At 70.7% G+C, this 19,903-nt stretch carries 18 protein-coding genes and 1 riboswitch; of the genes, 5 read left to right on the forward strand and 13 right to left on the reverse strand.

The window, feature by feature from the left end:
• Positions 1-82 precede the first annotated feature (82 nt).
• The 9 genes from VF092_05250 to thiC form a co-directional block, all read right to left on the reverse strand.
• On the reverse strand, positions 83-1,621 hold the full coding sequence (locus tag VF092_05250) for a polyamine aminopropyltransferase (GenBank protein ID HEX6746682.1): 1,539 nt from the start codon (positions 1,619-1,621) through the stop codon (positions 83-85).
• A 3-nt stretch (positions 1,622-1,624) separates the two neighbouring features.
• Positions 1,625-1,834, reverse strand: a complete 210-nt coding sequence (locus VF092_05255) for a DUF350 domain-containing protein (protein ID HEX6746683.1) — start codon at positions 1,832-1,834, stop codon at positions 1,625-1,627.
• Positions 1,835-1,847: 13 nt separating this feature from the next.
• The gene (locus tag VF092_05260; protein HEX6746684.1) at positions 1,848-2,042 is read right to left on the reverse strand and encodes a hypothetical protein; all 195 of its coding nucleotides are present in this window, start codon (positions 2,040-2,042) and stop codon (positions 1,848-1,850) included.
• A 229-nt stretch (positions 2,043-2,271) separates the two neighbouring features.
• Complete coding sequence (locus tag VF092_05265) at positions 2,272-4,155, reverse strand: DUF4178 domain-containing protein (protein ID HEX6746685.1); 1,884 nt, start codon at positions 4,153-4,155, stop codon at positions 2,272-2,274.
• Positions 4,152-4,517, reverse strand: a complete 366-nt coding sequence (locus VF092_05270; GenBank protein HEX6746686.1) for an S-adenosylmethionine decarboxylase — start codon at positions 4,515-4,517, stop codon at positions 4,152-4,154. The genes VF092_05265 and VF092_05270 overlap by 4 nt, the downstream gene beginning before the upstream one ends.
• A gap of 320 nt (positions 4,518-4,837) precedes the next feature.
• Complete coding sequence (locus VF092_05275; GenBank protein HEX6746687.1) at positions 4,838-5,953, reverse strand: DUF4268 domain-containing protein; 1,116 nt, start codon at positions 5,951-5,953, stop codon at positions 4,838-4,840.
• Between the two features lie 119 nt (positions 5,954-6,072).
• Entirely contained in the window at positions 6,073-6,228 is a 156-nt protein-coding gene (locus tag VF092_05280; protein HEX6746688.1) for a hypothetical protein, read from the reverse strand.
• 33 nt (positions 6,229-6,261) lie between these two features.
• Positions 6,262-6,426: a hypothetical protein gene (locus tag VF092_05285; protein ID HEX6746689.1), complete on the reverse strand. Its 165-nt coding sequence runs from the start codon at positions 6,424-6,426 to the stop codon at positions 6,262-6,264.
• A gap of 73 nt (positions 6,427-6,499) precedes the next feature.
• A complete protein-coding gene (gene thiC, locus VF092_05290; protein HEX6746690.1) occupies positions 6,500-8,263 on the reverse strand; it encodes a phosphomethylpyrimidine synthase ThiC in 1,764 nt (587 codons plus the stop codon).
• A 135-nt stretch (positions 8,264-8,398) separates the two neighbouring features.
• A riboswitch (TPP riboswitch) is annotated at positions 8,399-8,496 on the reverse strand.
• Between the two features lie 173 nt (positions 8,497-8,669).
• Between thiC and VF092_05295 the strand changes: the two genes are divergently transcribed.
• Positions 8,670-10,118, forward strand: a complete 1,449-nt coding sequence (locus VF092_05295) for a DUF4157 domain-containing protein (GenBank protein ID HEX6746691.1) — start codon at positions 8,670-8,672, stop codon at positions 10,116-10,118.
• Between the two features lie 515 nt (positions 10,119-10,633).
• On the opposite strand, the gene VF092_05300 is transcribed toward VF092_05295, so the two are convergent.
• From VF092_05300 to VF092_05315, 4 genes are all read right to left on the reverse strand, one after another.
• Positions 10,634-11,659: a tetratricopeptide repeat protein gene (locus tag VF092_05300; GenBank protein ID HEX6746692.1), complete on the reverse strand. Its 1,026-nt coding sequence runs from the start codon at positions 11,657-11,659 to the stop codon at positions 10,634-10,636.
• Positions 11,646-13,355 (reverse strand): GAF domain-containing sensor histidine kinase, encoded by a 1,710-nt coding sequence (locus tag VF092_05305; protein HEX6746693.1) that lies wholly within the window; start codon positions 13,353-13,355, stop codon positions 11,646-11,648. The genes VF092_05300 and VF092_05305 overlap by 14 nt, the downstream gene beginning before the upstream one ends.
• A 266-nt stretch (positions 13,356-13,621) precedes the next feature.
• Positions 13,622-16,222 (reverse strand): FtsX-like permease family protein, encoded by a 2,601-nt coding sequence (locus VF092_05310; protein ID HEX6746694.1) that lies wholly within the window; start codon positions 16,220-16,222, stop codon positions 13,622-13,624.
• Entirely contained in the window at positions 16,219-16,896 is a 678-nt protein-coding gene (locus tag VF092_05315; protein HEX6746695.1) for an ABC transporter ATP-binding protein, read from the reverse strand. Before VF092_05315 ends, VF092_05310 begins: the two co-directional genes overlap by 4 nt.
• Here VF092_05315 and VF092_05320 point away from each other — a divergent pair.
• The 4 genes from VF092_05320 to VF092_05335 all read left to right on the forward strand — a co-directional run.
• A complete protein-coding gene (locus VF092_05320) occupies positions 16,889-17,653 on the forward strand; it encodes an arylesterase (protein HEX6746696.1) in 765 nt (254 codons plus the stop codon). The genes VF092_05315 and VF092_05320 overlap by 8 nt on opposite strands.
• Before the next feature lie 288 nt (positions 17,654-17,941).
• The gene (locus VF092_05325) at positions 17,942-18,367 is read left to right on the forward strand and encodes a PIN domain-containing protein (GenBank protein HEX6746697.1); all 426 of its coding nucleotides are present in this window, start codon (positions 17,942-17,944) and stop codon (positions 18,365-18,367) included.
• Positions 18,312-18,956 carry a hypothetical protein gene (locus VF092_05330; GenBank protein ID HEX6746698.1) on the forward strand — a complete coding sequence of 215 codons (645 nt, stop codon included), beginning with the start codon at positions 18,312-18,314 and terminating at the stop codon, positions 18,954-18,956. The genes VF092_05325 and VF092_05330 overlap by 56 nt, the downstream gene beginning before the upstream one ends.
• Positions 18,957-18,988: 32 nt before the next feature.
• A partial coding sequence (locus VF092_05335) for an amidohydrolase family protein (protein HEX6746699.1) occupies positions 18,989-19,903 on the forward strand: 915 nt, incomplete at its 3' end.

Consider the following 19,903-nt stretch of genomic DNA (forward strand, 5'->3'; position numbering starts at 1 on the left):
TCTTCCGAGCTCTCTCCGCGTCTCCGCGTCTCCGCGTGAGATGCGCGAATCAGCGGGTCCGCGCCCGTGTCATCATCCTCCCTCACCGTTCGATCTGCTTCCACTCGTCGCTGTAGTAGCGCACGAGCGCCTGGTCGTCGAGCCGGTTGGGACGCGCGGGCACCGGCTGCAGGTCGGCGGGAAACTGGAAGAGCGGGGGGAGCGAGGCACGCGTCAGGAAGCGCAGTCCGTCAGGAAGGGACTCGGGAAGGGTGTAGCCGCCACGGCCGGCCAGCACGAACCCCCACTCGCCGAACGAGGGGACGTAGAGATGATACGGCCAGGTGCGCAGCCCCGACGCGGCCAGCGTGCGCTCGATGCTCCAGAACGCGGTGCGCGCGAACATCGGCGACGTGCTCTGCACCACTACCAGCCCGTCGCGGGAGAGGTGGGCCTGCAGCGCGCGGTAGAAGGCGGTGGTGTAAAGCTTTCCCACCGCGTAGTTGCTGGGGTCGGGAAAATCGACCACCACGAAGTCGAACATCTCGCGGTTGGAGCCAAGCCACACGAAGGCGTCGTCGTTGATCACCCGCACGCGGGGCGAGTTCAGCGAGCCGCGGTTCAGCCCCACCAGCGTGCGGTTGGTGCGGAAGAGGCGGGTCATCTCCGGGTCCAGGTCCACCAGCGTGACCGAGACGCCGGGGTAGCGCAGGATCTCGCGCACGGCCAGCCCGTCGCCGCCGCCCAGGACGAGCACGCGGCGCGCGCCCGGGAGCGCGGCCAGCCCCGGGTGCACCAGCGCCTCGTGGTAGCGGTACTCGTCGCGCGAGCTGAACTGCAGGTGCCCGTTCAGGAACAGGCGCAGGTCGTCGCGGAAGGCGGTGAGCACGATGCGCTGGTAGCGCGAGTCGCGCGTGAAGATCACCGGGTCGGCGTAGATGTCGGCCTCGGCCGAGCGCGTGATCCGCTCCGCCGCGGCCACGCCCGCGCCCAGCACCGCCAGCGACGCCACGCACGCCGCCTGCAGCGCGCGGCGGCGGGGGAGCACGTCGCGGAAGAGATGGGTGCTCCACAGGGCGACCAGCGCGTTCACCACGCCGAAGGCCAGCGCCGAGCGCACCATCCCCAGCCGGGGAACGAGGAGGATGGGGAAGAGGAGGGAGGCGAAGAGCGCGCCCAGGTAGTCGAAGGTCAGGACGTTGGCGATCACGTCCTTCAGCTCGTACCGGTCGCGCAGGATGCGCATCAGCAGGGGGATCTCCAGCCCCACCAGCGCGCCGGTCACGATCACCAGCAGGTACAGCACCAGGCGGAACGCGTCGGTCCACGCGAAGGCCAGGAAGAGCGCCGTGGCGCTGTATCCCCCCACCAGCGCCACCATCAGCTCGACGGTGACGAAGCGCCACGCCAGCCCGCGCGTTACGTAGCGCGACAGGTGGCTCCCCACGCCCATGGCGAACAGGTAGGTGCCGATGACGGTGGAGAACTGCGTGACGCTGTCGCCCAGCAGGTAGCTGCTGAGCGCGCCGGCCACCAGCTCGTACACCAGCCCGCAGGCGGCGATGAGGAGAACGGTGAGGAACAGCGCGACCGTCACGCCGCGCCCGCCGCCGTCCCGCGCTTCCGTGTCCGCCGCGTGCACGCGCTACCAGATCGCGGCGGCGATGATGATGGAGATGCCGATGGCGATGGCGCCCGACAGCACCGCCAGCGCCGTGTTGTGCTCGTCGATGATCTCCTTCCACAGCGAGCCGGGCGTCAGCCGGTCCAGCACCACGAACGCCAGCACGAAGATCACGATCCCCAGCAGCGCGTAGACCAGCGCCGCCACCAGGTGCTGCATCAGGTCGTCCATGCGCCTCCCCTTGTCATTTGCCCCCCACGTAGCGCCCCGAGCCGGAGTAGTGCGGCCGGTACGCGCCGGGGTTGTCGCGCACCGAGCGCGGCCCGGCGGCCCCCGGCCGCGGCGGGCCGAACGGCGACCACCCGCGGTACTCCGCCCATCCCAGCAGCGACAGCACCGCCACGCCGTACAGCACGTATCCGCGCGCTCCCTTCAGCATGTCTTCCCCCTGTCCCGACGTGGATCCCTTCGACGTCCACCCCGGCGTCATACCAGCTCCGGGTGAAGCATCGGCGCGTCCCAGCGAGTTCCCGTGCTGCCGCGATGATAGATCCTTCGGCCTGCAAACGCCTGCACAGACGCCGGTTACGGTCTTGCCGGCCTCAGGATGACGTCAGCGCGTGGGGATCGGTCCGGGTGCATAACCCGGATTTCGTATCAGCATCATATCAGTCGCTCGGCGGGTAGTCGCTCTCCGCCCAGCGGGCGGACTCGAACGTTCCCACGCGCAGCGAGGCCAGCCCGGGCGGAAGGAGCAGGAGGAGCGCGGCCACCACGTACATCCACCCCGACGGCACGTCGCGCCGCACGGAGACCTCGTACGAGTAGGGACGCTCGCCCTGCGGCTCCACGCGCAGCCAGTAGCGGCCGGGCGGCACGCCGGGCACCTTCACGTGCCCCGAATGCGAGCCCTCGGTCCAGTGCTCGCCGCCGTCCACCCCCTCGTAGAAGCTGACCTCGCGGCCGAAGCGCGTGGCGCTCCCGGCGCTGTCGGCCAGCGAGAAGTCGAAGTACGCCCACTCGTTCTGCACGTCGGCGTGGACGTCGACCTCCACGTTGCTGGTGCGCCCGCCCAGCACCAGCGGCCCGATCACCTGCCCCTGCTGGTCCTCGGGCGCCAGCGGGTCGAACTCGAAGCGGCGCGTTTCCACCGTGGCGCCGCCCTGGGCGTAGCGGAAGATGGCCAGCGCCGCGAGCGCCGCCAGCATCACCAGCGCCGCCCGCCACTTCGGCCACGCGCGGACGCCGCCCGGGATGGGCTGGTTGGCGTACACGCCCCGCGGGTGGGGCGGCCGCCCCTGCAGCCCGAACGCTTTCCAGACCGCCGCGCCGGGGAGGTACTCCGAGAGCGTCCACGTGGTCTCGCCCTCGGTCTCCTCCGACGACAGCATGTACGGCGGCGCCACGAAGTCGCTCACGCCCACCCGGTCGCCGGCCCGCACCTCCCACGGGAACTCGCCCAGCACGAAGGTGGTCTCGGCCACCGCACGCTGGAAATGCCGGTACCGGCGCCCGCCCAGGGTGGCCACCGGGCGTCCGTGCCGGGTGAGCTGCGGCACCTCGCGGAGGGTGGCGCCCAGGCTCCAGTGGCCCTGGTACTCGGTCAGGTAGCGGAACCCGCGGGCGGGGGAGAAGAGCAGGTACTCGTCCCACGGATAGTCGCGCCCCTCCACCCGGATCGAGCGCACCTGGAAGCCGATCACCTCCCACGGCTGGCCGTCCAGCGTGCCCGCGGTGCCCAGGGGGATCTTCGGAGTGCGCTCGAGGCGCGAATGGTAGGTCTGCAGCAGCTGCAGGGCCGGCGTGCGCGCGTCGAGCACCGACCGGCAGTGCGCGCACACCACGTTCACGGTGCGGTCGGCGGCGCGCACGATGACGGTGCCGGCGCAGTTGGGGCAGTTCAGCGTCTGGGTGGCGGCCTTCACCTCCTCGGGCTCGCGCAGCTCCGTCAGCCCGAGCTCGTCGAACGTCACCGCGCGGCCCACGAACAGCAGCGGCGGGCTTTCGCTGTAGTCGATGGTGCCGAAGCGGCCCCGTCCGCCCATCAGGTCGGCGAAGACCTTCTCCCCCGCCTCCCACTCCTCGAACGGCAGCTCGCCCTCGGTGCCGGCGTACCGGGCCCGCGTCACCACGCTCACGGTGAGCCGCTCGCCCCCGACGTCCACGGCCATCCCGGGGTGCACCTCGTGCGCGCCGGGGACGGGCGGCGCCGGCGCCTGCGCGGTTACGGCGTACTCGGCCTGCGCGTCGGAGAGCCACCCGGTGCCGCCGTCGTCGTACGCCAGGTGCCACTCGTTCCAGCGGCCGCGCTCGTAGGCGTACACCAGCCGGCCCACCACCTGGAAGCGGCGGCCGTCGTGCGCGCCGCGCGTGCCCAGGCGGATGGGCGAGACGCTGGGCGGCACGGTGGACTTGACGCCCACGGCGCGCAGGTCCACGTCGGTGCGCACCAGCACCGACGTGCAGTAGCGGCAGGTGGTCTGCACGCTGGCGGCGGAGACGAACTCCACCGGCGCGCCGCAGCTGGGGCAGCGGCCCGTCGGGCGCGTCACGGGCGGGCGGCGGGAACGGCGGCGTACGGCCGGTCCACGGCGCGCACCGTCACCTCGGTGGCGCCGAACAGCTCGCGCAGCCGCGCCTCGTAGTCCCACTCCGCCCGGGGGACGCAGCAGAACAGGTCCAGGCAGAGCGAGCCGTGCTCGGGAAAGGTGTGCACCGACAGGTGGCTCTCGGACAGCAGGCACACCCCGGTGATGCCGCCGGGCCCCGGGAACTGGTGCCACTGCGGCTCGGCCACCGGGTGCAGCCCCAGCTCGCCGACCATGCGCGCGAACAGCGTGCGCAGCGCGGCCGGGTCGGCCAGCGCGGCCGGGCGGCAGCCATGCGCCTCGACCAGCCACTCGCGCCCGCTCACGGCGCGCGCCTCTGCGCGCGGGCCGCGGGGCAGGTGCGGGATGGGCCGAAACGGGCGGGGCGGTGGGTCAACGGACGGCAGGGAACGAGGCGTCATCGGGTCCGGTGATCGAAGCGTCAACCTACCCGGCGCGCCGATGGCCGACAAGCGTCGTTCGCTGGCCGCGCCGGTCCGGGCCGGGAAGGGGCGAAGGGCCTCGTGATGCTCGGCCGCGGCCTCCTCCCGAACACGCCCACCGAATACGAACTGGTTGGGGCGGTGGTTTCAAGCTGAAGCCCGCAAACGACTTGAACGAGCGGCGAGCCGAAGTCGTGAAGTGGTCAGCGCGCGCGGATTGCCCGCACCACCTCGTGCAGAGGCTCCCTGAAAGTGGCAACGAAGCGGATCGTCGTTCGAATCAGGAAATCGGCCATCTCGGGCCAGCGATCCCGGTCGTACAGATTGCCGTCAGTAGTCACGTCGATGCGGCAGCCCTTGCCCTCGTCGTTACGGAACCAGTGGATCGGCATCGCCATCGCCGCTTCGAACTCCACGCGCCGCGCGAACAGCGCATCGAAGATCAGCTCGTTCTCCTGCCGCTCCCGGTTGATGTAAACCTCGACGCGGGACGCGCTGCGCGTGGCCACCATGTTGAACACGATACCGCCGATCCCCGAGCCGGTCCCGATCCACGCGTCGTTGCCCGGGCTGATGTTGCGGAAGAGGTCGGTTTCCCCATTCATGCGCTCGAGCACGTACGTCCAGAATGCGCGCCGCACGCGGTGACGCTCGGGGATTTCTTTCTGCCGGAGAGCATCTTCCTGTGTCTTCCCGGCTATGCCGATGATGTACTCCTCGGCCCCGCGCAGCGGAATGATCTGTTCCAGGCCAAGAAAGAGCTCGTCTCCAAGCGAGTACACGGTCACTTCGAAGCACTGGACCTGTAGCTTGTAGTTCATCAGCCACAGTACCGTAGAGGTGACTTCCTTGCGGAAATGACCGGCGATGAGGATGATCCGCTGCGAGAACCCCGGGTTCAGATCCAACTCTTCGTACTCTGCGTGGAAGAACTCGGCGAGCCGGTCCGCGGCCGAGGCTCCGGTGGATTGCTGATCCAAAAAGTGCTGGAAGACGCTGCGGATCTGCTCCTTGGTGAGAGAGGAGCAATAGGATGCGTATTTCAGCGCCTGCCACGTTACGTCGCGCCCGGAATCGTCGAGCTTGTTTTCGATGATGACGAGGTTCCCCCGCTTGTCCAGCGCCAGGAGATCCAGCCGTTCCGCGGTGTCCGCGAAGCCGGCGAACTCCTTCTGGATCACGAGAAGTTCCTCACCCAGCGCGACGGGGTGATTCGCGATCCATTCCTGCAGGTTGGACCGCTCGCGGAGGCCCAATTCGGCAAAGGTGCGCCGCTGGAGCGGCTCGATCCGGTTGGTAGAGCGGTTGATCAGGTACATGTGCGGGTCCCCTAAGTAACGAACACGATCGCGATCAAGAACCTTTTCGCGCCGACGCCGAGGAGGCGGAGCACGACCGAATGCTCCGCCTCCACGTCAACGGGGATCGATCTTTCGACTCAATCCGCCGCGACCGCCTCCTCCCGCTCGGCTCCAGCCGTCCCCGCCGAATCCACCACCGGCAGGTACACCTCGCCGCCCTTGGCGCGGAACTCGGCGCTCTTGGCGGCCATCCCCTCCTCCGCCTCCTGCAGCTTCGCGGCGTAGTCGCGCACGTCCTGCGTGATCTTCGTCGAGCAGAAACCGGTTTACTTGCGCTGCAGGATGGCGTCGATCCGGTTCCACTCCTGCACCAGGTCCGCGCGGTCGTCGGCGTCCAGGTCCTCGCCTCCGCTCATCAGCTTCATCAGGCGGTCGCGCCGCTGCTCCAGCTTCGCGCGCTCCGCGTCGGTCAGCGTCGTGGAGTCTGCCATTCTCTTCCTCCGATTCCGGTGGATGGTGCTGTCACAGTTGGCGACCCCGGTTCCTGGACGCCGACACAACGTCTCAATCCGCCGCGACCGCCTCCTCCCGCTCGGCCCCAGCGACGGGCGCCGAATCCACCACCGGCAGGTACACCTCGCCGCCCTTGGCGCGGAACTCGGCGCTCTTCGCGGCCATGCCATCCTCCGCTTCCTGCAGCTTCGCGGCGTAGTCGCGCACGTCCTGCGTGATCTTCATCGAGCAGAACTTGGGGCCGCACATGCTGCAGAAGTGCGCGATCTTGGCGCCCTCGGCCGGCAGCGTCTCGTCGTGGTACGCCAGCGCCGTCACCGGGTCCAGCGACAGGTTGAACTGGTCGCGCCAGCGGAACTCGAAGCGCGCCTTGCTGAGCGCGTCGTCCCACTCCTGCGCGCGGGGATGCCCCTTGGCCAGGTCCGCCGCATGCGCCGCGATGCGGTAGGCGATGACCCCCGCCTTCACGTCGTCACGGTTGGGAAGGCCGAGGTGCTCCTTCGGGGTGACGTAGCACAGCATCGCCGTGCCGTACCAGCCGATCTGCGCCGCGCCGATGGCCGACGTGATGTGATCGTATCCCGGCGCGATGTCCGTGGTCAGCGGGCCGAGCGTGTAGAACGGCGCCTCCTGGCACCATTCGAGCTGCTTGTCCATGTTCTCCTGGATGAGGTGCATGGGGATGTGCCCCGGCCCCTCGTTCATGGTCTGGACGTCGAACTCCCACGCGATCCGGTTCAGCTCGCCCTGCGTGCGCAGCTCCGCGAACTGCGCCTCGTCGTTGGCGTCGTAGATGGAGCCCGGCCTTAAGCCGTCGCCCAGCGAGAAGCTCACGTCGTACGCGCGCATGATCTCGCAGATCTCGCGGAAGCGCGTGTACAGGAAGCTCTCCTGGTGGTGCGCCAGGCACCACTTGGCGATGATCGACCCGCCGCGGCTCACGATTCCCGTCATCCGGTTCGCCGTCAGCGGGATGTAGCGCAGCAGCACGCCCGCGTGCACGGTGAAGTAATCCACCCCCTGCTCGGCCTGCTCGATCAGCGTGTCGCGGTAGATCTCCCAGGTCAGCTCCTCGGGCACCCCGCCCACCTTCTCCAGCGCCTGGTAGATGGGCACGGTGCCGATGGGTACGGGCGAGTTGCGCACGATCCACTCGCGCGTCTCGTGGATGTTCTTCCCCGTGCTGAGGTCCATCACCGTGTCCGCGCCCCAGAGCGTGGCCCAGCGCAGCTTCTCCACCTCCTCCTCGATGCTCGAGGAGACGGCCGAGTTCCCGATGTTGGCGTTCACCTTCACCTTGAACGTGCGGCCGATGATCATCGGCTCCAGCTCGGGATGGTTGACGTTGGCGGGGATGATGGCCCGCCCGCGCGCCACCTCGGAGCGCACCAGCTCGGGATCGACCCCCTCGCGCAGCGCGACGTACTCCATCTCGGGGGTGATCTCGCCGCGGCGCGCGTAGTACATCTGCGTGACCGGGCCGTTGCCGCGCAGCGTCGGCCGCTCCAGCGTCTTCGGCAGCTCGGCTACCTTCGTCCCGGGGATGGGCGTGTAGCTGCGGGAGACGGGGGAGACGTCGCGCGCGGCGATCCAGGCGCCGCGCACGGAGGGAAGACCCTGGCGCACGTCGCCGCCCAGCGGGCCGCTGGTGTCGTAGACGCGCAGGGACGGCTCGCCGCCGGAGAGCGCGATCTCGCGGAACGGCACGCGGATGCCGTGGCGTCCCTCCACGTACACCTTGCGAGAGGCGGGGAACGCGTCGCCGTAGTCGCCGGCGGCGGGCGTCTCGGTGCGGGGGCGGGCGGTGGCGATCATGGCGTCTCCTTGCGGTGCTGCTTGCGATTGCGTCCGGCCGCGCGGCGCCCCTCGAACGCGAAAGGCGCCGCCCGGTTGCACGGGTGGCGCCTGGAGGTGGCCTGCCTTCGAGATGGGGATGAAGACGACTGCCACGGAGACGACACGCCGCGCTCCCTACGCCGGTGTGATCCGGATCAGGTTCCAAGGGACTGTCTCAATCCTCGACACCGAGGATACCCCTGGCGGCTGTGGATCGGAAGTTAGGGCAAGCGGGGGAGGAAGACCAGACCCGCCGTCCCGGGCCGATCCTCGCTCCCCCGTTCTCCGTCGTGATGCGTTTGCTTGATTCCGTCGCGAAACGCGATCACCTTGGCAGAGGAGCCGCCATTTCGGCGGCAGGACGGAGTCGCCGTTGGGCAGGGAGATGAAGACGCGTCTGCAGAAGAAGGCTTCACAGCCGAGCGAGGTCACGGACGTCACGCCGCCGCGCGTCCGCGCCCGTGCGCGTGGAGATGCGCTCGCGGCTCCGGGCGCGGCGCACCGCTTCGACGGCATCCCCATCCATCCGCCCTCCCCGCGCGCGGACGAGCCGGTGCGCGAGGCCGGGGACGTGCACGAGACGGCCCGGCGCGGCGTGGCCGGCCCCGGCGCGGAGATGCCGCATCTCCGCGCCATCCAGCGCTCCTTCGGCCGCCACGACCTGTCCGGCGTGCGCGCCCACGTGGCCGGAGAGGCGGCGGGCGCGGGCGAGCGCATCGGCGCGGCCGCGTACGCCACCGGCGAGCGCGTCGCCTTCCGCAAGCCGCCGTCGCTGCGCACCGCGGCGCACGAGGCTGCGCACGTGGTCCAGCAGCGCGGCGGCGCGGTGCCGGCGGGCGCCGTCGGCCGCGCGGGCGACGCGCACGAGCGCCACGCCGACGCGGTGGCCGAGCGCGTGGCGCAGGGCGGCTCGGCGGAATCGCTGCTCGACGCCTACGCCCCGCGCGCGATCGGCGGCGGCCAGCACGCGGTCGGCGCGGCGGTGCAGATGGAGGACGAGCCCACCCTCACGCCCTACAAGAAGAAGGGCGTGATCGACCAGTACGCGTTCACCGAGAAGGCGGGGCAGAAGCCGCTCTGGCTCAAGCCGGCCGTGGTCGCCTTCTTCGGCGGCGCCGGGTGGGAGGTGTTCCTCTGGGCGAAGGCGAGGGGATTCTCGTCGTTCGCCGGGCTGTTCATGATGGCCCAGGCGTCGCTGGAGTCGGGGTACGGCCAGGGGAACGGAGGCGAGGCGTACCACAACCTGTTCTCCCTGATGGGCGGTCCCAAGGGGAACATCGGCACGGCGCACGGCAACCTGCAGAAATTCTCCAGCTACCAGGAAGGGCTGGACGCGTACGCGAAGACGCTCAACACCAACTTCGCGGGGATGATGGCGCAGGACACCGGCCTCTACTTCCAGGAGAGCTTCACGCCCGACGACGTCAACCGGATCTTCCGCCAGTTCAACTACTGGAAGCCGCCCGTCTACCTGGGTGACGAGAACACCGACTACGGCCGCGACCTGTTCAAGCAGATGGGCTTCATCGCCGGGCCGCTCCTGGCCGTGATCAAGGGGAAGATCGCCGCGGTCGGAGACGAGTGGAACATGGCCTACCAGCAGGCCGACTCGCCGGACCAGGAGGACGCGGAGTACTGGCGCGGCCAGACCTCCATCCTGCGCGAGGAGTTCAAGGCGCTGAACAACTACTACGTGGAGATCGAGACCGCGCGCGCCACCGCGGCCACGAAGCTCTCCGAGCACGACGCGCTCAAGGCCGCCGGCAAGATCGCCCCCAAGCCCAAGAAGGCCGCGACGCCGGCGAAAGCGGCCACGCCGGCTGCACCGAAATGAGGGAGTGACGCACAGAGTTCGGACAGGGCAGGCGGCCTTGCCGCGATCCGGTGCACCACGCCCTAAAACGCGGCCGTTATGATACTCCTCACATGACGAAGGCCCGCCGAAGCGGGCCTTCCCTCCATCACTCGCGCCAAATCCGTCAATTTCCGCCGACCAGCACTCCGCCTCCGCGCGACGTCGAGTCTGACGGCACGTCGGTTTCGTTCGTGGGCGAGTTGGTGGTGCTGTCGACAGCGTTGCCTCCCACCAGCACGCCGCCGCCATCAAAGCGCGGGGTTGCGGGTGCGAAGGGCGTATCCGTGCTCGTTCCCCCGCATGCGGCAAGGAAGACGATTCCGACCAGGGCTGGAATGAGACGAGACCACCGACTCATCATGTCCTCCAATACGCTGCGGTTTCCGGCGTTTCGTGGATCTCCGGAAGGCAACTCCTGTGCCGTGTGAGTAGCGCGTGTCTACGCTTACGGCGCGGACACCCGGCACGAAAAGTTTACCCGCCCCGACATCGGTTCATACCCCGTCGAGCGCCGCAATCTCCGCGTCAGTTGCGGCGGCATACGTGTCTCCTCCGAGGTGGCGGTAGATCGCACCGGCCGCGCGGTAGGCCTCGCGCGCGTCTGCCGTCAGCCCCTGCGCCACCCGCAGCGCGGCCATCTCGCGCCACGCCTCGGCCCGCTCCATCGACGGATCCGTCGCCAGCTCCAGCGCGTGCCCGGCCGCACCTTCCGCCGTGACGAAATCTCCCCCCAGCCGCGCGATCATCGCCCGGAGCCTGAAGACGTCTGCCATCGCGTCCCGGTCGCCGACTGCCGCCGCGGCAGCCTCGGCCTTCTCGAGCGACGAGACGGCTTCGTCGAGCTCGCCGATCTGGATCAGCGCCTCCGCTCGATTTCCATACAGCTTGGCCAGCAGCGGCGACTTGGAGTGGCGCTCGGCGATCTCTATCCCGCGCGAATAGTAGATGTCGGCCTCCAGCCAGTCGCGCAGGTTCACGCAGGCCAGTCCCAGATTGTTGTACGTAAGGAGCGCGTTGCCGCTGTTCCCGGAGCGCACGAAAGAGCCGATGCTCTCCAGGTAGAGGGCGCGCGCCTCCCGCAGGTCTCCCAGGTAGTAGGCGATCACCCCCGCGTTCTGGGAGGCGAGCCCGGCGAGGTCGTCGTCTCCCACGTCGATGGCCCGCTCCAGTGCGCGGCGGTAGTAGGCGCGCGCTTCTTCCCAGCGGCGCTGCTTGAAGCGGATGATGCCCAGCACGTTCAGCGCGCGCCCCGCCGACTGGATCAGCCCCGACCGCTCGGCGATCTCGCGGCTGAGCTCCACCAGCTCCTCTGCCTCGTCGAAGCGCTCTTCCTGGATGAGCACGCGGGCCTGGCCGCGGAGCGAGTCGGCGGCCTGCTCCACCTCGCCCGTCAGAACGGCACGGCGGAAGGAGAGCGCATACAGGCGCGCCGCGGGGTCCCAGCGCCCCAGCTGCTCCTCCTCGTAGGCGCGCGCGGCGAGCTGGTCGGCCCGCTCGTGGCCGGCTTCAGGCGTGCTCATGCGGACGCACCGGCAGGCGCAGGGTGAAGGTGGAGCCGTGCCCGGGCGTGCTCTCCACCGTCAGGTCGCCGCCGAGGAGGCGGGCCAGCTTGCGCGAGATGGGCAGCCCCAGCCCCGTCCCCCCGCGCGACGTGGCGCCCACGATCTGCTCGAACTCGTGGAAGATCCGCTCCTGGTTCTCGTGCGCGATCCCCGGGCCGGTGTCGGCGACGTGCACCTCGACCCATCCCATCCCCATCCCGTCCCCTGCCGGCCCCGCGCCGTCGTGCACGGCGGAGATCGTCACCTGCCCGTGGTCGGTGAACTTCACCGCGTTGGAGAGGAGGTTGATGAGGATCTGGCGCACCCGGTCGGCGTCGGTCTCAATGGGCGGCAGCGGCGGCCAGGGCGCCACCTCCACCGCGATCTGCCGGGCGTCGGCCAGCGGCTCGATGGTGGCCAGCACCTCCTCCACGATGGAGCGCACGCGTAGGGGGACGATCACCAGCTCCATCTTTCCCGCCTCGAGCTTGGACAGGTCGAGGACGTCGTTCACCAGGTGGAGCAGGTTGCGCGTGGACTTCTGCGCGCGCTCCAGGAACGACTTCACCTGCGCGGGGATCTCGCCCACCACGCCTTCCAGCAGCAGGCTCTGGTAGCCGAGCACGGAGTTGAGCGGGGTGCGCAGCTCGTGGCTCATCGAGGCGAAGAAGCGGTCCTTGGCCTCGGTGGTCCAGCGCAGCTCCTCGTTGGCGCGCTCCAGCTCGCGGGTGCGCTGGGCCAGCGCGCCGTGCAGCCGCGCGTTGCTGATGGCCACCGCCGCGTGGCCGGCGAGGGTGAGCGCCAGGCGCGTGTCGCGCGGTGCCAGGTCGTACGGCCTGCGGTAGCCGATCACCAGCGCGCCGAAGGTCTCGCCGAAGAGCGCCAGCGGAACGCCGAGGCCGACCCGCATCCCCTCGGCCGCGTGATACGGCTCGGGAACGGCGCCGCCCCCGTCGGCCTGCAGCGTCAGCGGCTTGCGCGCCGCCGCCACCCGCGCGGCGAAGGGATCGTCCACCGCCCCCTCCACGCGCAGCCCGACGGCGGCGACGGTGCGGATGCGCCCTTCGGCCAGCGTGTTGACGGTGACGTAGTGCGCGCCCAGCAGCGTGCGGGTGAAGCGCGCCACCAGCGTCAGCACCTCGTCGGGGTCGAGCGTGCGGTTGGCGGCCAGGCCGAGCACGTGCAGCGCCTCGCTCTCCTCGGCGCGCTGGCGCAGGGTGTCGCGCTCCTCCTCGACCTGGCGGGCGCGGCGGTGGCGCCCTGCGGCCAGCGCGAACGCCTTCCCCAGCGCCTCCCAGCCGCCCAGCTCCGCGAAGGCGCCGGCGGGGGCCACGAGCACCAGCGCCCCGTCGTCGTCACCCAGCGGCAGCGCCAGCGCCTCGGCGTCCGCGTCCTCGGCCGCGTCGGCGGGGAAGTCGGGGCGGAGCGCGCGGACGGCGGGCGCGCCGGCCTCGCGCGCGAACGACGCCAGCGCGGGGGAGACGTGCGCGCCGCGCGGCCACGCGGCGGCCGGGGCGCCGTCCGCGTCCACCCACACGGCGCGGCGGACCGCGGCGCACTCCGCCAGCCAGCGGCCCAGCGCGCTCAGGGCGTCGCCGGGGTCGCTGCTCTCGTAGATGCGGAGGATCGCGTCGCGCAGGTCCATGCGGCGGAGACGGGTCGCCCGTCGCGGCACGGGTTCGGCGTGGGCCGGCCGCGCGGGGGGATGAAGCCCGAGGGGTGGAATCGGGTGATGCAGAAGAAGGTATCACCTTCTTTGGGCCGGAACAATCGTCGTGAAAGCTGTGCCAATCCGCGCGCTCCGCATCTCCCGCGCTCGTCCCCTCTCCTTTCACCAACGGCAGAAGTCACACGGAGGGAACGGAGGAAACGGAGGGAGATCGGTTCCGCACCGTCATCCCTCCGTTTCCTCCGTTCCCTCCGTGTGATCCTTTCTCTTCCTCACTCGTCCCGCAGCGCCTCCAGCGGCGTGTGGCGGAAGACCTCGCGGCTGGCCCACCACCCGACCGCGCCGGCGAGCGCCGTCACGCCCAGCGCCAGCCAGAGCAGCGGCGGCAGGGGGAGCGCGAACTCCACCTTGAACAGCCACCTGGCCAGCGCCCAACCCGCCGCCGTCGCCAGCCCGATCCCCGCCACGCTGGCCAGGAAGCCGAGCGACAGGTACTCGGTGAGGAGGATGGCGCCGACCTGCCGCCGCGTGGCGCCGAGGGTGCGCAGCAGCACGCTCTCGCGGATGCGCTGCAGCCGGCTGGTGAGCACCGCGCCGAGCAGGACGATGAATCCCGTCGCCACGCTGAAGCCGGCCAGGAAGCGGATGACGGCGGCCACGCGCCCCAGCACCTCGTCGAGCGCGGCCTGCACCTGCGTCAGGTCCAGGATGGCGACGTTGGGATTGTGGGCGACGACGTCCCTCTGCACTCGCGCACGCGCCGGCGCATCCGGAGCGCGTGCCAGCATCACCCAGGTGTGCGGCGCGTCCTTCAGCACCTCGGTGGGGAAGACGGCGAAGAAGTTGGGCTCCAGTCGCTGCCAGTCGACGTCGCGGATCGACGTCACCCGCGTGGGGATGCGCACGCCCTGTACGTCCCAGGTGATGACGTCGCCCAGCTTCACGTCCAGGTCCTCGACGATGGCCTTGTCGAGCGACACCTCGGCCATCTTCCGCCCCGCCGCCCCGCCGCGCCCCGGCCGCCAGAATCGCCCCTCCAGCATCTCCTCCGACGCGTTCAGCGTATCGCGGTACGTCGACCGGTACTCGCGGCGGACGGCCCACGGCTCGGGCCCCGAGCGCGCGCGGCCGTTGCGGTCGCGGTTCGACGGCGCGGGCGGGTCGTCGTCCCCCCGCGCGGGGCCGGGGCCGACGAGTTGCGCCGCCGTCTTCCCGTTGATGGAGTAGATGCGCATGGGGACGATGGCCGCCTGCTGCACGATCTCCGTGCGCTCGGCGCGGAGGGCCTGGCGGACGCCGGCCTGCTGCTCGTCCTGGACGTCGAAGAGGAGGAGATTCGCCCGCGTCTCGGCCGCGTTCAGCCGCAGCGGGCGCAGGAGGTTGTCCTGCGTCAGGTAGAGCGTGGCGAGGAGAAAGACGCCGAAGCCGAGCGCCAGGACGACGACGCGCGTCTGGTTCCCCGGGCGATGCAGGTTCGCCAGTCCCTGCCGGGCGGCGTACGGCAGCCCCGCGCCGGGCGTGCGGCGGACGAGCAGGGTGACGAGGAACGCGGCCAGCCAGAGCCCCAGCAGCGTCACCCCGATCCCCGCCGCGAAGCCGGCGCCGGTGCCGATGCCGCCGGCCTGCATCACCACCAGCGCGGCCACGCTGGCGGCCAGGAGGAGCGCGGCGGCCAGCGTCCAGACGTCGCGCACTCTCCGCGCGGGCTCCACGCGCCGGCGGATGGCCTCGAGCGGGGAGATGCGGCGCGTCGCCAGCAGCGGCAGCAGGGCGAAGGCGACGGCGGTCCACATCCCCACCCCCACGCCGGTGAGGACGGCGGCGAGGTCCACGCTCGTCCCCACCTGCACGGGGAGAAGGTCGGCCAGGAGGCGCGGGAGCACCCACTGGACGCCCATCCCCGCCGCCGCGCCGAGCGCCGCGCCGGCCAGCCCCATCGCGCCCGCCTGCAGCAGGTAGACGGCGATCACCTGCGGCGCCGTGGCCCCCAGGCAGCGGAGCGCGGCGACGGTCTCGCGCTTCTGCGCCATGTACGCGCCCATCGCGCTGGCCACGCCGATGCCGCCCAGCAGCAGCGCGAAGGTGCCGACCAGGCCCAGGAAGTCGCCCAGGCGGCCGAGCGCGCGGTCGAGCTGGCGCTGCTGCTGCTCGGCCGTGCGCGCGCTGGCCCGTTCGCCGCGCAGCACGGGGCGGTGCGCCTCCACCCAGCGCGCCGCCTCGCGGGGCGACGTGCGGACGAACACGTCGTAGTCCACGCGCGAGCCGAAGCGCACCAGGTTCATCTCCGCCACGTAGCGCGCGGGGACGTACACGGGTGGCGCGAAGAGCGAGCCGACGCCCACCTGCCCGGGGATCTTCTCCAGCGTGCCGATCACCCGGAAGCGCGCGTCGCCCAGGGAGATGGAATCGCCCACCCGCGCGTCGAGGGCGGTGAGCAGCGCCGGCTCCACCAGCGCGTTGCGGCCGCCCTGCAGCGCCGGCCATCGCCCGGCGGGCGCCGTCTCGATCATCCCGTAGAAGGGATAGCCCGGCTCCACCGCGCGCACCTGGGCCAGCCGCGTCCCCCCGGTGCGCTCCAGTAGCGCCATCGACCCGAACGACGTCATCCGCGCCACCGCCGCGCCGGCGCGCCGCAGCGAATCGATCGCCATCTCCGTGCGCCTGCCGGGCTTGCGGTTGGTGGAGATGGCCAGGTCCGCCCCCAGCAGCGAGCGCGACTGGTCGCGCACCCCGGCCTCCATGTTCGCCGCGAAGCTCTGCGTCGCCACCAGGGCGGCTACGCCGAGGGAGATGGAGGAGAGGAAGAGGAGGAGCCGCCGGCGCGCGAAGCGGCTCTCGCGCCAGGCCAGGGAGAAGAGCGGGCGGAGGGTCACGGTTCGCCGCTCCGCTCGTCCGACACCACGCGCCCGTCCGACAGGCGGATCACGCGCCGCGCGCGCGAGGCGAGATCCGCGTCGTGCGTCACCAGCACGAGCGTGGTCCCCAGCTCGCGGTTGAGCTCCATCAGCAGGTCGATCACCCGCTGCCCGGTGGCCGCGTCGAGGTTCCCCGTCGGCTCGTCGGCGAAGAGGATGCGCGGCTCGTGCACGAACGCGCGGGCGATGGCCACGCGCTGCTGCTCGCCGCCGGAGAGCTGCGCGGGAAAGTGGTGGCCGCGCCCGCCCAGCCCCACGCGCGCCAGGAGCTCGTCCGCGCGGCCGTTGGAGCGCTGGCCGCGCAGCTGCAGCGGCACCTCCACGTTCTCGCGCGCGGTGAGCGTGGGGATGAGTTGGAACGACTGGAAGACGAAGCCGATGCGCTCGCGCCGCAGCACCGCGCGCTGGTCCTCGCTCAGCCCGCCGATGTCGGTGCCGTCGAGCCGCACGGTGCCGCCGCTGGGGCGGTCGAGCCCCGCGAGGAGGCCCAGGAGCGTCGTCTTGCCGCTCCCCGACGGTCCGACGATTGCCACCGTCTCCCCCGCGTCCACCCGAAAGGTTACGTTCGTCACCGCGGCCAGCTGCTGCCCGCCGCTGCGGTACGTCTTGGACAGATCTTCTACGATGAGCACGCTGCTCCGCCGGTTCCTGATCGTTGTGCCGACCTTCTGCACCCTGATACTCGGCTGCGGCCCCGAGGATCGCAAACCGTCGTCGCAGGCGCCGGAGGACACCGCCGCGATCTCCGCGAACGACGGCTCGGCGGAGGACCCCACCGGGAGCGCCGCGCGCACCGCCGGCCGCCGCGTGGTGATGTTCGTGGGTACGAGCCTGACCGCGGCGCTGGGGCTGGACCCCGACCTCGGCTTCCCCGCGCGCGTGCAGGCCAAGATCGACTCGGCCGGCCTGCCGTTCGAGGTGGTGAACGCCGGCGTCAGCGGCGAGGTCTCCGCCCAGGCGCGCGACCGCGTGGCGAAGTGGCTGGTGAAGCAGCCGTTCGACGTGATGGTGCTGGAGACGGGCGCCAACGACATGCTGCAGGGCCTCTCGCTCGCCGCGCTGCAGCGCAACATCCAGCAGATCGTGGACACCGTGCGGAAGGTGCGGCCGGACGCGCGCATCGTGCTGGCGGGGATGGTGGCGGCGCCGAACCTGGGCGAGCGCTACGGCCGCGAGTTCCGTGCGGTATACACCGGCGTCGCCGAGCGCGACTCCCTGCCGCTGATCCCGTTCCTGCTCGACGGCGTGGCGGGCCACGCGGAGCTGAACCTGGGCGACGGCATCCACCCCAACGAGCAGGGCCAGCGTATCGTGGCCGCCAACGTCTGGAAGGTGCTCGAGCCCGTCCTCCGCGAGCAGGCGGCCAAGGCGGCGGCGGGCGGTCCGTAATGGAGCTCGGCTTGATCGAATGGGCAGCTACTGTTATTTTGGACAAACTCCACAGATGAGTGGCAAACGAACTGAATTGCGAGGGAACGATGGCGCCGAATTCCGGTCCGTACGATCGAGGCGACCGGTTGCCGCACGACAGTTCGGCTACCGGCAGTGAGCCTGATCATCAGGCCCCTTCCAAGCGGAAGCGGGTCTCGTGGCTTGCTACGGCACGTTCGCTGAAGCTGCAGGGCCCTACCGATCTGTCCGTTCGACTCCACTCGTACCTGTACGGGGAGCCGGACGATGGCGAGGAATAGAGTCTTCCTCGACGCCTCCTACGCGATCGCGCTATCCGTGGAAACGGACGCGCATCATTCGGCCGCCGTCCAACTCTCTCGTCAGCTCGAATCGCGAGCGACGTTCGTGACAACGCGCGCGGTTCTGCTGGAGATCGGAAACGCGCTTGCACGAAGTCAGTTCCGTCGGGGATTGGTGAACCTGCTTACCGACCTCGAGGCGGATCCCGATGTCGAGATCGTACCTCTGTCTGACGAGTTGTACGCAAAGGGGTTAACCCTGCTGCGGACCCGACCGGATAAGCGGTGGGGTCTTACCGACTGCATCTCGTTCGTGGTGATGCAAGAGCGCGGATTGCTAGAGGCACTCACCGCTGATGAGCACTTCCGCCAAGCTGGCTTCCAACCGTTGCTCCGCAATCTGGCCAACTGAGATCGTTGGACCGATTCGCTGGCCGAACGAGGAGGCGCGTGTCTGGGTGGCGCAGTTGCTCACCGACACGAGAGTCGCCGTGGTCGTGATCTACGGCTCGGCAGTGCGGGCCGTTACGGAGAGCAACGACGTAGATCTCCTCCTCGTCGCGGATACCGAACCTGCGTACGCGCCGCCGCTCGATGTCGATCTCCACTGGGTGGATGCTGCGCAGGTGGATTCGGCCGTCGCGGCGGGCGACGAGGTGCTCGGATGGGGGCTGCGCTTCGGGATTCCGCTGGTGGATCGTGAGGGAATCTGGGCGCGGTTGATCGAGCGTTGGGGAGATCTGCTTCCGTTCCCATCCGCCGCGGCGGCGGATGAGCGAGCACGTCGCGCCACCACCGCGGCCGAGGGTCTGCGCGCGGACGGCGATTGCGAGGCCGCCGACGAAGTGCTGCTGGCCGCGCTGACGCAACGCGCCCGTGCACGGCTCATCCGCGCCGGGATTTATCCCCTGTCGCGCCCTGAGCTGCCCGATCAGCTCGTCGAGTTGGGCGACGTCGATCTGGCGCGGCAGCTCACGGATCTGCTCAACGCCCGCATCTGATCGCCCGTCCTGTCCTCACTCCCCGAAAACCGATGATGATACGCCGGCGCTCGGTGTCGCTCCTCGCGATCGTGTCGATCTCCACCATCACCCCCGCCGCCGCGCAGCACTCGCCGTGCGTGGCGGAGTGCGCGGACGTCGCGGTGGTGCACGCGGCGGTGTGGACGGGCGTGCGCGGGGCGGCGGACGCGCAGGCGGTGGCGGCGCGCGGAGGCCGCATCATCGCAGTCGGCAGCGACGCGGAGGTGAACCGCGTGATCGGGCCGCGCACGCGCGTGGTCGACGCGGGCGGGAGGATGGTGGTGCCGGGGTTCATCGACTCGCACGTGCACTTCATCACCGGCGGTGTCGCGCTCTCCTCGGTGCAGCTGCGCGACGCGGCCACGCCCGCCGAGTTCGTGCGCCGCATTCGCGACTACGCGCGCACGCTTCCCGCGGGCGCGTGGATCACCGAGGGGAACTGGGACCACTCGCTCTGGGGCGGCGAGCTGCCGCGCAAGGAGTGGATCGACTCCATCACCCCTGACAACCCCGTCTGGATCAATCGCCTGGACGGCCACATGGCACTCGCCAACTCGGCGGCGCTGCGGGCGGCCGGCGTCACCGCGGCCACGCGCGACGTGGAGGGCGGCGAGATCGTGCGCGGCGCCAACGGCGAGCCCACCGGCATCTTCAAGGACAACGCGCTGGGGCTGGTGGACCGCGCCGTCCCCCCGCTCGGCGCCGAGCAGCAGGACCGGGCGCTGGCCGCGGCCATGCGCCACGTGGCCGAGCAGGGCGTGACCAGCGTGCAGCACATGGGCGGGTGGGACGACCTGCGCACCTTCCGCCGCGCGCGCGCCGCCGGCCGCCTGCGCACCCGCATCTCGGCCGCGGTGCCGCTGGAAAGCTGGGCGCGCCTGCGCGACACCGTGGCGGCCAGCGGCCGCGGCGACGAGTGGCTGCGG

The sequence above is a fragment of the Longimicrobium sp. genome (genome assembly GCA_036377595.1).
Classification (GTDB): domain Bacteria; phylum Gemmatimonadota; class Gemmatimonadetes; order Longimicrobiales; family Longimicrobiaceae; genus Longimicrobium.